Origin of the sequence: Kitasatospora sp. NPDC051984 (assembly GCF_044593455.1) — a bacterium.
GTDB lineage: Bacteria > Actinomycetota > Actinomycetes > Streptomycetales > Streptomycetaceae > Kitasatospora.
Genome location: NZ_JBIUCB010000002.1, coordinates 536,332 through 549,138, shown reverse-complemented (window position 1 = coordinate 549,138; position 12,807 = coordinate 536,332). Strand labels below are relative to the sequence as shown.

The following is a 12,807-nucleotide window of genomic DNA, read 5'->3' as shown; positions in this document are numbered from 1 at the left end:
CCGGATGCACCGGCGTCTGCGGGCCGGCCGGCCGTCATCTGCCACCTGCGGAACATCGGGCGCGGGTCGACGCCCCCCGGGCTCTGCGGATGTCGATGGCGACGACACTGAGGCCGCGGGCGATCCCGGTGGAGTCGCCCGCGGCCCGTCTGCCGGTGCGGAGTTCGGGGGCCGCGGCGGGTTCGCGTGGCTCACCTTCCCCGGTCGAGGTCGCGGCGACGAACACCATCGGCTGCCGACGCGGGCCTACCTGCTCGGCGGCCGACTCGCGGATCAGGGGAGCGGCGGCTCCGATGCGTCTGGCGCAGCCGTGTTCAAATCGGTGATCATGGTGTGACGTTGTGTCATGTCCCTTGTGTCGAGAGGGTGTTCACCATGCTGGTCGATTGGCCTGCGGAGGCGTTCGCGCTCCGCCTGCATCGCATTCCCGGCCTGGTGGCGGGTGCCGCGGCGGGTAGCCCGGAGGGTACCCCCGTGGTGCTCGGGCCGGAGACGGGCGGTGACGGCGAGCGGTGGGTGGCCGAGCGGTTCCGGGTGGTCCAGCATCGGATCCGACACGCCGCCACCGGCCTCTACCTGACCGCCGAGGAGACGAGCCGGGGCGCAGCGGTCACTCTGCGGCCCAAGTTCTCCGACGACGGCAGTGATTCCTCGTACTGGCGGCAGATGTGGCGGGCCTACGTGCAGAGCGGCACCGGCCGGCTGATGGCGATCAACGACGCCTCCGACTGCCTGTTGGGCCTGGCCGACCCCGCCGCGGACCGGCCGGGCGGGCCGCTGGTGCTGGAGAAGGGTGCCGGTGCCCAGGACCTGTCCTGCACCGCCTGGGCTCCGGCGCCCTTCCCGCCGCCGGAGCCCGAGCCCGCTCCGGCGCCGAAGGCCACCGACCTGCCGGTGGGGACCGGCCGGGTCCGGGTGCCGGCCCGCCGCTACGAGAGGTACGGGCGGATCGTCGAGCAGATCTTCGGGGAGACGATCTTCCGGGAGGTGCCCGGCGAGCTCCTCGCCCCGGGGACGAGGATCGAGACCTTCGACTTCGACCAGTACTCGCAAGGGGACTGGTACGAGGAGGGACGGGAGGGAAGTCTCGTGACCTTCACCGACAGCTACGAGCGGGCCGGCGCCGCGCGCAAGGCCTTCCACCGGCTGCCGGGCGAACCCGCCCGCTACGTGGACTCCGAGGAGGTCGACGTCCACTACGTCCCGCCGAAACTCGTCGCCCGCACCAACTTCCCCGCAGCCCTCTTCGACGACTACGACGGCGCCCTCGTCCGGACGCCGTACCGGCTGGCCAACGGCCACGGCTTCTACAACCGGCCCGAGCGCCGCGAGGGCCTCTACTTCCCCAAGCGTGACGGCGCCGGCACCGTCGTGCAGTGGAACAAGACCTGGATCGCGGACAACGACACCAGCTCCAAGGTGTTCCTCTGCTTCGACGGCCGCTACTTCATCGACCAGATGGACATCACCTGGGCCGACGACGAGAAGAGCTGACACGGCCCCCCGTCGGCTCCCTTTGGCGCGGTCTCCCGGGGCACGTTGGTGGCACGCCTGCGGGGACATGGTGGTTGGCGGCCGACCTCGCGGCGGGGGCGGGCCCCGTCCTGTTGGCACGCCCTGCCGTCGCCCGAGGACGACCTCCCCCAGGAGGGCAGGGGCCGGACCGGTGCCCTCATGGGGGCAGCGGCCGAGTCGTCAGTGGAACATGACGGCGAGCCGATCGGCGGACAGGACGACCTCGTCGACGGTCCCCTCGCCACTCGTGCCGTCCAGGTTCTGGCCGGACAGCTTCACGGATGTTCTCGACGCCGGCTTCCAACCCGGACACCGAGGCGAAGACGCCGTCGGTCTTGCCGTCGCCGTCGATGTCGAGGACGAACCGGTTCGTCGGGACCGGGTAGTCCGCGTTGACGTATTCGGTGGTGGCCATGCCGTGCTCCGTCGGACCTCTGGTGATTCTCCTGCTGTGCGCGACATCGGGCGGGGTGGCAGCGTGGAAGGAGCTGGGACCCGGATGTGCGGGGATGGCCTGGATGAATGCAGCGGACGGCAATGCTCGGGGTGCCGGACCGGGCGGGTCGGACGGACAGCGATCCGCCCGAAGCGGGGTGCGCTCGCGGCTGCGGGTGCGCACCGTTGCCGGGCAGGTGTTCGTGGTGCTGCTGGTGGTCGTGCTGCTGCTGGTCGGCGTGGCGCTGACGGCGCTCGTGCTGCAGGCCCGGCGGTCCGCCACCGGTGAGGCCGCGGGCCGCACCCGGGCCGTGGCCGTCGCCCTGTCGCGGGCCCCCGGCGTGGTGAGCGCGATGGACGGTCCCGATCCGACCGCGGTGCTGCAGCCATTGGCGGACAAGGTCGTGCAGGAGGGCGGCGTCGACTACGTGGTGTTCGCCAACCCGGCCGGGATCCGCTACTCGGCCCAGAGCCCCGACCTGATCGGGAAGCACGTCATCGGTCCGTTCGAGCACACCCTCGCCGGGCCGACCACCGACAGCTTCCGGACGCCCGTCGGGCGGGTCGTCGAGTCCGGCGCGCCGGTCCACCGGCCGGACGGCTCGGTCGCCGGCGTGGTCCAGGTCGGAATCACCGTCGCCCACGTGGGCAGCGCGGTGGGCCGGCAGCTGCCGATCCTGATCGGCGGTGCGGCGGCCGCGCTCGCGGTCGGCACGGGCGGGGCGGCGCTGGCCCGGCGGCGGCTGCGACGCCAGACGCACGGCCTGGGCCCGGCCGAGATGACGCGGATGTACGAGCACCACGACGCGGTGCTGCACGCCGTCCGCGAGGGTGTGCTGATCGTCGGCGGGGACGGACAGGTGCTGCTGGCCAACGACGAGGCCCGCCGGCTGCTCGAACTGCCGCCCGACGCGGAGGGACGGGCCGTTTCCGAGCTCGGGCTCGCCCCCGCGCTGGCCGAGCTGCTGGCGTCCGGGCGGGCCGCCACCGACGAGGTGCACCGGGCCGGGGACAGGCTGCTCGCCGTCAACAACCGCCCCACCGCACCGTTCGGCGGAGAGCCGGGCAGCGTCGCGACCGTCCGTGACACCACCGAACTGCGCGCACTGGCCGGGCAGGCCGAGACCGCGCGGGCCAGACTGCAACTGCTCTACGACGCCGGGCTGCGGGTCGGCACCACCCTGGACGTGGCGCGGACCGCGCAGGAGCTGGCCGACGTGGCCGTTCCCGGTTTCGCGGACTTCGCCACGGTCGAGCTGGCCGACGCCGTGCTGAACGGTGAGGAGCCCCCGGACCCGGGCACCGCGCAGGGCCTGTGGATCCGCCGCGTCGCGGTCGGCGGCGTCGACGAGGACTGGCCGTTCTTCCCGATCGGCTCGCGGCTCGACCCGCGCCCCGGCACCCCGGAGGAGATCGCGCTGGACACCGGGCGCGCCGCGCTCGTCGCCGACCTGCGCGGGTCCGACGCCTGGCGGGCGCGGAGCCCGGAGGCGGCCGACCGGGTGCTCTCGTACGGGGTCCACTCGCTGGTCTGCGCACCCCTTCGGGCCCGTGGCACGACCCTGGGCACGGTCCACTTCTGGCGGGCGGGGTCGCCGCCGTTCGAGGAGGACGACCTCTCCTTCGCCGACGAGCTGGCCGCCCGCGCGGCGGTCTGCCTCGACAACGCCCGCCGGTACACCCGCGAGCGCACGATGGCCGAGGCGTTGCAGCGCAGCCTGCTGCCCGGAGCACTGCCCGAGCAGAGCGCCCTGGAGGCGGCCTACCGCTACCTGCCGGCGTTGCACGGGGTGGGAGGGGACTGGTTCGACGTCGTTCCGCTGCCCGGCTTCCGCGTCGCGCTCGTCGTCGGGGACGTCGTCGGCCACGGCCTGCACGCCGCCGCCACCATGGGCCGCCTGCGCACGGCCGTCCTCAACCTCTCCGCCCTCGACCTGCCCCCGGACGAACTGCTCGCCCGCCTCGACGAACTGGTCACCCGCCTCGACCCGGCGGAGAACTCCGGGGGAGAGCGGGATATCGGGGGCCGGGGCGAGCGGGCGGCCGTCACGGGCGCCACGTGCCTGTACGCGATCTACGATCCGACGTCCGGCGAATGCACCATGGCGCGGGCCGGACATCCACCGCCGGTGCTGGTGGAGCCCGACGGCAGCGCCGAGTTCGTCGACCTGCCGGCCGGGCCGCCGCTCGGCGTGGGCGGACTGCCCTTCGAAACCGCCGACCTGCGGCTGGCCCCCGGAACCGCCCTGGTGCTCTACACCGACGGGCTGGTCGAGAACCGCGACCGCGACCTGGGAACCGGACTGGAGGCACTGCGCCGCTCCCTGGCCGGCGCCGATGTCCGGCACTCCCCGGACGACATCTGCCAGGCCGTGTCCGACGCGCTGGTGCCGCCGCGCCCCACCGACGACATCGCGCTCCTGGTCGCGCGCACCCGGCTGCTCGAAGCCGACCAGGTGGCCAGCTGGGACGTGCCGTTCGACTTCGCCTCGGTGTCACGCATCCGGAAGGAGTGCGCCGACCGACTGGCCGCCTGGGGACTGGAGGACCTGTCCTTCACCGCCGAGCTGATCCTCAGCGAGCTGATCACCAACGCCATCCGCTACGGCACCGAGCCGGTCCGGGTCCGCATGCTGCGCGACAGCAGCCTCGTCCACGAGGTCTCGGACGGCAGCAGCACCGCCCCGCACCTGCGCTACGCCGCCACCACGGACGAGGGCGGCCGGGGCCTGTTCCTGGTGGCGCAGACGGCCGAGCGGTGGGGGACCAGGTACACGGCCCGGGGCAAGGTCATCTGGGCCGAACAGTCGCTGGTCGCGCCGGAGTTCCGGTTCGAGGGCTTCGGCGAGCTGCACCCGTGAGCCCGCGAAGGCCCGGAACGCCGACACGCGTTGGCGTGAGGAGACCGTGCCGCCGGTGCTGCGGGCCGCGCGCCGTGAATTCTCCGGTGTCGAGGAATCCACTCCGTTGCTGTCGATCCGTCAGCGAGAAGGACTCGTTGCCCGTCTTGCGGAGGGATGCGCCGTCCCTTGGGCATTCAGCGGCGCGCTCGCGTCAGACCGCGACGGTCTCCTCCAGTTCCTCCAGCTCGTCCTCGGCGAGTTCGTCGGACCTGGGCTCCGCCGTCGGACCGGTCACCGCGGCAGTCCGCTGCCGCTGCTCGTAGATACCGGCGGCGACGAGCAGCGCCAGTCCGACCACGAGCCACAGCGCGAGCGAGAGCACCCGCCCGCCGAGGCCCGCGCCACCGTCGAAGTACAGGATGCTGCGCGCGCCTTCGATGAATCCGGCGCCGTTCCAGAATCCGTGCAGCGCGCCGAAGAAGCCGTTCTGCAGCTCGGGACGGTAGATGCCGCCGGAGGTGGTGAAGTTGAGCATCACGAACAGCACCATCATGGTCAGCGTGGTCCACCGCTTGAGGAAGACGTGCAGGCCGGTGCCGATGGCGACGATGCCCGCCGAGTAGAGCCAGCCGAGCGCCCAGATCGCGACCTGCTGGTGGTCGACGATGTGGAACACGGGTCCCGCGGTGACGATCCCGATCGCGCTGACGACGAGCGAGGTCGCCAGCCCGACCAGTGCGCGCACTCGGATGCCGAGGGCCGCGCCTGCCGTGCCGATCACCGCCACGCTGGCGTAGGAGCCGATGCTGAGGGCGACCAGGAGGAAGAAGAGCCCCTGCCCCGTCGGGTCGCCGGCCGCGAGCGGGGCCACGTCGGTGACCGCCAGCGGCACGCCCTGGTGCGCGGCGACGGGCTGGAACACCGCCTCCGCGGCCATCGCGGAGGTGTCGGAGTTGCCCTTGGCGACGAGCAGTTCCGGACGGTTGGCGTCGGGGACGTACGCGCCGACGAGGTCCCGGTCGCGCAGCTGCTGCTCGGCGCTCTGCCGGTCGGGCAGGGTGGTGACGTCGAGCGCGTCGCCCGCCCGGTCCTTGAGGGTCTGCGCCAGCACCTGGTCCGGCGCGGTGGTGCCCACCACGGCGACCTTCAGGTGGTGGGGCTCCGGCTGGTGGAAGGCGCCCTGGTGAGACCGATCCCGACGACCATCGGGGCCAGATCCTGCGCCCCTCGACTGCCGGCCGCAAGGTCGGGGAGCAGGCCAACGCGTACCGCCGCCTGGCCTTTCTGGAGCGCCTCGCGGATTGGGCGGAAGAGGATCTCCAGCAGTTCAGTCGTCATCTTGAGCGCTACAACGCGGCGCACAGCCCAGTGTGAACCTGGCGACGCGCCAGCCGCGCCCTGCCGGTGCCGTGGTCGGGCGGCGGTCAGGTGCTGCTGGCTGGAACTGGCTGGTATCGCGCCCTCGTGTGGCCATCTACCCAGTGTCACAGGATCGGATCTTGGCGTTACTCCTCCGACGAACGGCCCCTGGTGGTAGGACATAGGCCGTTGAGGGACGCCTTCTGGGGGGACTGTGGGCTGGCGCGAGGAAACGGTGACGGCGCTCGACTCCTGGCTCTCCCTGGAAGGCGGAGCCGGACGGAAGGCTCAGTGGCGCATCCTCGGCCGGGCCGTCGTCGCCGGGCCGGGCGAGTACGCGGTCGACGTTCGCGGCCTGAACATCAACGCCGACCAGTTGCAGACCGACAGCCTGCGCCTCGCGGAACCGGACGAGAACACCGTCGAAGACGGCCACCCCGTCCTGGACGTCACGCACGACGGCACCGCCCTGCGCGTGCGCGTCCCCGACTTCGCCGAGCCCGCGGACCCGTGCCTGTGGCTCTACCAGCAACCGGCGACGTTCCTCACCAAAGCCCTCCGCGACGGCATCGCCGGCATTACTGACGATGGACTCGCCGGCCTCCTCGCCCGCGGTGAACCCGGCGGCCGCCTCTCCCCGCACGGACTGCCGCAAGGAGTCCTCCTGCCCGCCCAGGACCTCGCCTACCGGGCCTGCCTCGGCACGGGACTGTGGCTCGTGTGGGGGCCGCCCGGCACGGGCAAGACCTCCGTCCTCAAACGCGCCATCAGCGACCTCATCGCCGCCGGAAAGCGCGTGCTCCTGGTGTCGGCGACCAACATCGCCGTCGACAACGCCCTCCTCGGCGTCGTCAAGGAACAACGGCACTCTCCCGGGCAGCTCGTCCGCGTCGGCCCGCCCCACCTCAAGCAGATCGCCGACGACCCCCAGGTGTGCCTGCCACTCATGGTCCGTGCCAAGCTTGCCGCCATCGACGGGCAGCGCGAGAGCGTGGCCGCCGAACTCAGCGCCCTGCAGCAGCGCGCCCGGCAACTCGCCGCCCTCACCGCGCGCCTGACGGGCTTCGACGCCGACCACTACACCCGGCAGCGCCGGCGCCTGGACGACCCGGCACTCGCAGCCGAACACCTCACCGCGCAACTCGCCGCCCACTCCGACCGGCACCGGGAACTGCAACCCCTCCTCGCCCAGGTCCAAGACCGCGCCGAGCAAGCCGCCCGGCGAAGCGTCGACACTGCTGTTCACCGCACGGCCTGGGCGCAGATCGATGCACTGGAGGCCGAAGCGGCCGAGGTCGAGGAGGCCGCGACCAGCGCCGAGGCCCGTGACCTCCTCGCACGCCAGAACCTGGCCGAAGCACAACAGGCGCTGGACGCACTCGAATCGAGGAAGGGCCTCGCCAGACTCAAAGCCCGGCAGGCCATCGCCGCGGCCGAGAAGCACCGGGACGCCGCCCTCGCACGCCAGCAGGACACCCTTGAGCAAGCCAGACAAGCCCGGGCCCTCGCCGACCGCCACCGGCTCCAGACCCACACCGCCATCACCCGGCTCAGTCGGTCGACCCCGCTCACCCGCGACGACCTCGCCGCCATCGACGCCGAACTGCACCAGGCCGACGCCGCCCTCCGGCACGCCCGCGCACAGGAGGAAGACGCAGCCGCCCGCATCGTCCACCTCGACGAGGAGCTGCGCCTCACCCTGGCCGCCGTCGACGACGTCAAGAAAGCCGACCGCTGCGGGCATCCCGCCACCCACCGCGAAGCCGAGACTCTGCGACCCCTGGTCGCCGCCGACACCGCCCGGCAGCCCGCGCTGCTCCGGCAGCACCGCGAACTCCACGATCAGTACGAACGCCTCGCCCGCGACGCGCAAGGCCACATCATCCGCGAAGCCCGCCTCGTCGCCACCACCCTCGCCAGGTTCCGCACCAACCCGACCGTTTTCGAAGGCCCCTACGACGTCGTCCTCGTCGACGAGGTCGGCGCCGCCACCCTGCCCGAAGTCCTCCTCGCCGTCGCGAAAGCCAAGAGCACCGCCGTCCTCCTCGGCGACTTCATGCAGCTCGGTCCGGTCCTGCCCGAGGTGCTCAAGGGCAACCAGCGCCCCGACATCCGCCGCTGGCTGCTGACCGAGGTCTTCGACCACTGCCGCATCACCACCCCCGCCGCCGCCCACGCCCACCCGGGATGCATCAGCCTCGACGTCCAACACCGCTTCGGCCCGGACGTCATGCGCCTGGCCAACACCCTCGCCTACGACGGTCTGCTCACAGGCGGCCCCACCGTCCAAGCCCGCGCCCGCACCAGGAACGGCGACGACGCGGAGATCGTCATCGTCGACACCGACGGACTCGGCAGCCTCGCCCAGGTCCACCGCCTCGGACCGGCCAGCGGCTGGTGGCCGGCCGGACTCCTCCTTGCCCGCACCCTCGTCGAACTCCACCGCGCCGACGGAGATACCAGCGGCATCGTCACCCCTTACGGAGCCCAGGCAGAAGCAACACTTGCGGCCCTGCGCGACATCGAAGGCGACTCCGGCCTGCTCGCTGAAGTCGGCACCGCCCACCGCTTCCAAGGCCGCGAATTCCCCGTCGTCATCTTCGACCTCGTCGAAGAGCAGCACGGCCGCGGCATGTGGATGGCCCAAGCCGCACGCCGACCGGAAGCCGGAGAGTGGGTCAACAACGGCGTGCGGCTGTTCAACGTCGCCGCCACCCGCGTCCAGAACCGGCCTCTACCTCATCGGCAGCCGCAGCCGCATCGCGGCCGCCCGCAGCGACACCGCCCTCGGTGCCGTCCGCGACCTCATCGCCGCCGGCTCCGTCCGCACCGTCCGGGCCGCCGACCTCATCACCCCGCTCGCCGCCCAGACCCCCAGACTGGGACCCGTCGGCGCCCGCCTCGCGGACATCCTCAGCCGGCACGTGGAGATCGCCGACGTCCAGGACGAAGTCTCCTTTCACAAGACCTTCGCCGACCGCCTCGCCGAGGCCCAGCACTCCCTGTGGATCTGGACCCCGTGGGTCGCGAAGCGCGTACGCAGCCTGCTCCCCGCCCTGGAGGACGCCGTACGCCGCGGGGTGCAGATCACCGTGTTCGTCCGCGACCAGAGCGACCAGAACCAACAGCGCTTCACCGAGTACCTCGACGAACTCAAGGCCGTCACCCCCTCGGTGATCCCTGTCAACGTCATGCACCAGAAGATCGTCGTCATCGACGAGCGGACCGTCCTGCTCGGCAGCCTCAACACCCTCTCCCAGAGCCACTCCCGCGAGATCATGTTGACCGTGCGAGGCGCCCACTTCGCCCGCAAGATCCTCGACCACGAGCACGCCGAGGACTTCGCCCGCCCTCCGAAATGCGCCGGCTGCCGAGGAAACCAACTCGACCTCAGACGAGGCAAAGCCGGCTGGTACTGGCGCTGCTACGACAAGGCCTGCCCCGCCCGCAAGGGCGACCGCGCCTGGACCGCTCCCGTCCGGTTCACGACCTCCCGGCCCAAGCGGGGAACCCGCTGAATCCGGGTGCTGGTGGTGGCGCTCCCACCGGCAGGTGATCGACGTGATTTTGCACCGGATACGGACCGGGGCGCACCGGCGCGATCTGCCGGAACGGGAGGAACAGCTCCTCGGGGGGACACCACAGCGCCGGCCCGATTCCCGCTGATCACGCACCGTATGGCGCCGGCCCGCCGACTCCGCAACGGCTGGGTCAACGGCGCTTCGACAGAATCGGATCGGCGGGCTCGACGGCCACGTATGTCTCGGCCGTCCTCGCTTCCAGCAGCCCGCTGGCTTCGGGCCGCTCCACCGCGAGGCGAGCACCGCGCAGGAGTTCGACCGGAACCTCCTGGGCCGCATACGCGCGGGCCATCTCCCGCTTGGCCGTCACCAGCCTTTCGTCCTCACGCTCGTAGAAAGTGCGCCGCGCCTCGCGGCTCACCTCCTCACGCACCTCGTCCTCCCCGCGCAGCGAGAGGAACGGGTCCGCGGGGAACAGGGGCTCCTCCGCGGGGACTTCCGCCTGCACCTGGTGCAGGCGGGCGCAGGCCGCGTACAGACCACGCGACAGACCCAGGTGGACACCGATGCCGGGAATGCGCCCCACCACGAACTCCCGAAGATTCCGGCCCCGCTCCTGCCGGATCCACTCGTAGGGCACCCCTTCGTCCAGCAGCAGACCGCGCAGCTCACGGGTATCGGCGTCCCGCTCAAGCGGCCTCGTCCTGCCCACTGGCCCCGACCGCCCGGTCGGCTCCGTCCCCGTTTCCGCCAGCGGCACGATCCGCAGATCCTGCACCGCGCCGAACGCCAGCGCCCGGAAGACGAGCAGTTGGTCCCGTGCGACGCTCAGCAGCTCGTCGGGGGACTCGTCCAGCGGGGGCGCTCCCGGGCTGCTCGGAGGATCCGGCAGGGAGTGGACGCCGCCGCCGGGGGACGGGTCGACCAGAGTGGTGTGCACCATCATCACCAGATGGTCGTCCGCCCATCGGCGCGGCTCCGGTAGGACCGTTCCGCACAGCACCTGCCGGTGCGGTACGGCGAGCTCCGCGCTGGCCAGGTCCAACTGCTCCTGCCCGCCCTGCATGCCGGGACCGCCGAGTGACTTGCGTGCCTTGGCCTCGATCAGCCACGGCAGCGCCTCGGCCACGTGGTTGCCGTAGAGGTCCGGGAGCTTCTTCGCCGGGTCCGTCAACGCTGGGATCCCACACGCCTCCAGGTGGACGGTGGCCGGCAGCCCGGCCATGCCGACGGTCAGCCACTGGGCCATCGTCATGCCGAGGTGGTAGCCGAAGGCGGCGTGGGCGCTGCGCTCCGTGCCGTGCCGGTAGACCGCGTTCACGAACAGACGACGCCCCGCCGCGGCCGCGGGCGCCGGGACGTCCTTCAGGGACAGGTACGCCTGCAGCGGGGCAACGCGGGCGATGAGTTCGTTGACCGCGAAGGCCGGCGTCTTGCGCAACCAGGGCGCCAGGTCGCGCCCCGCGCCGGCCGCCGCCGTGACGAGCTGACGCCAGGTGGTCGTCGCCAGGTACTCGCCGTCCACCGGCAGCCCGCCACTGGTCGGCCACGGCTGCACGGCCTTGGGCGCCTTCCTGCGGTCCCACTTCGCCAGATCTCCGTCGGAACGAACGCGGACCGGAATGTCGAGTGCGTCGCCCAGCGAGAAGGTGAAGTCTGCGGCATCAGCAGGAGGAATCATCGCCATGAAAGGAGCCTGCCAGAACGCTCCGGACCATGGCCCGCAAGCCCTCGGCTCCGCCCCCTCTTCGTCACTCTGACCCATCCTTCGATCACAGAACGGCGTCACCTTCTCCACAGGCTGGTGCTGATCGGTACGCTGTGCGGGTGATTCGTCAGTGTCCACACCGCTCAGTGCGGCTTCCTGAGGCGGGCGGGGCGCTCTCGTCAATCCCGTTCGCGTCGGCACTGTGGAACTCGGAGGGAAGCTGGTGACAGGCGCCGTCCTGCCGCAGCAGATCGGCCCGTACATCGTCGAGCGGTGTCTCGGCACCGGGGGCATGGGGGCGGTGTACCTGGCTTATTCCGTCGCCGGCGATCCGGTCGCGGTCAAGGTCATCCGGCCCGACAAGATCGATCCGCACTCCCGTGCCCGCTTCGAGCGGGAGGCGGAGATCGCGCGCACCATCTCCGGCACGGGTCGGGTGGCTCGTTTCCTGGACGCGGACCCGCTCGCCGAGCAGCCGTGGCTGGCCATGGACTACGTGCCCGGCCGGCCGCTGACCGAGGTGGTGCGGGATCAGGGTCCGCTGCCGGCGCCGCTGGTGGCGAGTGTGGGAGCGCTGCTCGCCGAGGGGTTGGCTGCAGTGCACGGGGCTGGTCTGTTGCATCGGGACCTCAAGGCATCCAACGTCATCCTGGGCGACTTCGGGCCGGTGATCATCGACTTCGGTCTCGGTGCCTTCCTGGAGGCGTCGAAGGGTTCGATGAGTCAGCCCGGTACGGTGCTCGGCACCGTCCGCTGCATGCCGCCCGAGCAGGCCCGCGGTGAGACCGAGGTGACGGCGGCGGCGGACGTGTACGGGCTGGGTACGGTCCTTCTGCACGCCGCCGCGGGCCACGCGCCTTATGACGGTGCGCGATGGGAGGCCATCGCGGTGCAGGTGGTGAACCCGGACGCCCAGCCCGATCTGTCGGGGCTGCCCACAGGGCTGACTCCACTGGTGAGCTCGATGCTCGCCTTCGACCCGGACGACCGTCCGACCCTGGGCCAGGTGACCCGACGCTGTACCGACCTGCTGCGGGACCTGGGGACCAGTCCCGCTCGTGCCCGCCACACGCTCATCCAGCAGACCAGGTCGACCAACGGGGCATCCGAGGCGTTCCCGCAACCGGACGCCCAGATGCTGGACCGCCTGGAGGCGCTCGACAAGCAACTGCGGGAGCAGCCGGAGGCCGGCGTCGGGTCCAGCGAGGAAGTCCCCGCTTCGGGTGGCGTCCCCGGCGAGCCGGTGCCCGTACCGGCACCTTCGCCCGATGACACCCGGCCCGCCGCCGCGAGACCCGGCCGTCCGCCTGCGTCCCAGCGTGTGGCCGAGGAACTGCGCACACGGTACGCGGTGCGCGGGCAGCTGACCTGGTCCGGGCACCGCGGGTCCTGAGGGCCTGCACCGGCTCCACTGCTTGCGGTAGAA

General features: G+C 71.8%; 7 protein-coding genes and 2 pseudogenes. 5 read left to right on the top strand and 4 right to left on the bottom strand.

Features of this window, described 5'->3' with window-relative positions:
* The first annotated feature begins 375 nt into the window (after nt 1-375).
* Nucleotides 376-1,494 (top strand): RICIN domain-containing protein, encoded by a 1,119-nt coding sequence (locus ACIHEI_RS06280; protein ID WP_396605824.1) that lies wholly within the window; start codon nt 376-378, stop codon nt 1,492-1,494.
* 178 nt (nt 1,495-1,672) lie between these two features.
* Here the strand turns inward: ACIHEI_RS06280 and ACIHEI_RS06275 are convergent, their stop codons facing one another.
* Nucleotides 1,673-1,930: a hypothetical protein gene (locus tag ACIHEI_RS06275; protein WP_396605823.1), complete on the bottom strand. Its 258-nt coding sequence runs from the start codon at nt 1,928-1,930 to the stop codon at nt 1,673-1,675.
* 94 nt (nt 1,931-2,024) lie between these two features.
* Between ACIHEI_RS06275 and ACIHEI_RS06270 the strand changes: the two genes are divergently transcribed.
* The gene (locus ACIHEI_RS06270) at nt 2,025-4,811 is read left to right on the top strand and encodes a SpoIIE family protein phosphatase (protein ID WP_396605822.1); all 2,787 of its coding nucleotides are present in this window, start codon (nt 2,025-2,027) and stop codon (nt 4,809-4,811) included.
* Nucleotides 4,812-5,004: 193 nt separating this feature from the next.
* Here the strand turns inward: ACIHEI_RS06270 and ACIHEI_RS06265 are convergent.
* Nucleotides 5,005-5,982, bottom strand: a pseudogene (locus tag ACIHEI_RS06265) (hypothetical protein); the annotation flags it as partial.
* Nucleotides 5,940-6,131, bottom strand: coding sequence for a hypothetical protein (locus ACIHEI_RS06260; protein ID WP_396605821.1), 192 nt, complete (start codon nt 6,129-6,131; stop codon nt 5,940-5,942). The pseudogene ACIHEI_RS06265 and the gene ACIHEI_RS06260, both read right to left, overlap by 43 nt.
* Nucleotides 6,132-6,366: 235 nt before the next feature.
* Between ACIHEI_RS06260 and ACIHEI_RS06255 the strand changes: the two are divergent.
* Together ACIHEI_RS06255 and ACIHEI_RS06250 are read left to right on the top strand one after the other, a co-directional pair.
* Nucleotides 6,367-8,820: pseudogene (locus ACIHEI_RS06255) on the top strand (DEAD/DEAH box helicase); the annotation flags it as partial.
* A gap of 256 nt (nt 8,821-9,076) precedes the next feature.
* A complete protein-coding gene (locus ACIHEI_RS06250) occupies nt 9,077-9,670 on the top strand; it encodes a phospholipase D-like domain-containing protein (protein ID WP_396605820.1) in 594 nt (197 codons plus the stop codon).
* Nucleotides 9,671-9,863: 193 nt separating this feature from the next.
* Here the strand turns inward: ACIHEI_RS06250 and ACIHEI_RS06245 are convergent, their stop codons facing one another.
* A complete protein-coding gene (locus ACIHEI_RS06245; protein ID WP_396605819.1) occupies nt 9,864-11,360 on the bottom strand; it encodes a hypothetical protein in 1,497 nt (498 codons plus the stop codon).
* Nucleotides 11,361-11,604: 244 nt separating this feature from the next.
* On the opposite strand from ACIHEI_RS06245, the gene ACIHEI_RS06240 reads away from it, so the two are divergent.
* A complete protein-coding gene (locus ACIHEI_RS06240) occupies nt 11,605-12,774 on the top strand; it encodes a protein kinase (protein ID WP_396605818.1) in 1,170 nt (389 codons plus the stop codon).
* The last annotated feature ends 33 nt before the right edge of the window (nt 12,775-12,807 follow it).

What these genes read in the sequence shown, in the direction of transcription:
- ACIHEI_RS06260 (WP_396605821.1), bottom strand. Translation starts at nt 6,131, where the DNA reads ATGACGACTGAACTGCTGGAGATCCTCTTCCGCCCAATCCGCGAGGCG.
- ACIHEI_RS06280 (WP_396605824.1), top strand. Translation starts at nt 376, where the DNA reads ATGCTGGTCGATTGGCCTGCGGAGGCGTTCGCGCTCCGCCTGCATCGC.
- ACIHEI_RS06270 (WP_396605822.1), top strand. Translation starts at nt 2,025, where the DNA reads ATGGCCTGGATGAATGCAGCGGACGGCAATGCTCGGGGTGCCGGACCG.
- ACIHEI_RS06245 (WP_396605819.1), bottom strand. Translation starts at nt 11,360, where the DNA reads ATGGCGATGATTCCTCCTGCTGATGCCGCAGACTTCACCTTCTCGCTG.
- ACIHEI_RS06275 (WP_396605823.1), bottom strand. Translation starts at nt 1,930, where the DNA reads ATGGCCACCACCGAATACGTCAACGCGGACTACCCGGTCCCGACGAAC.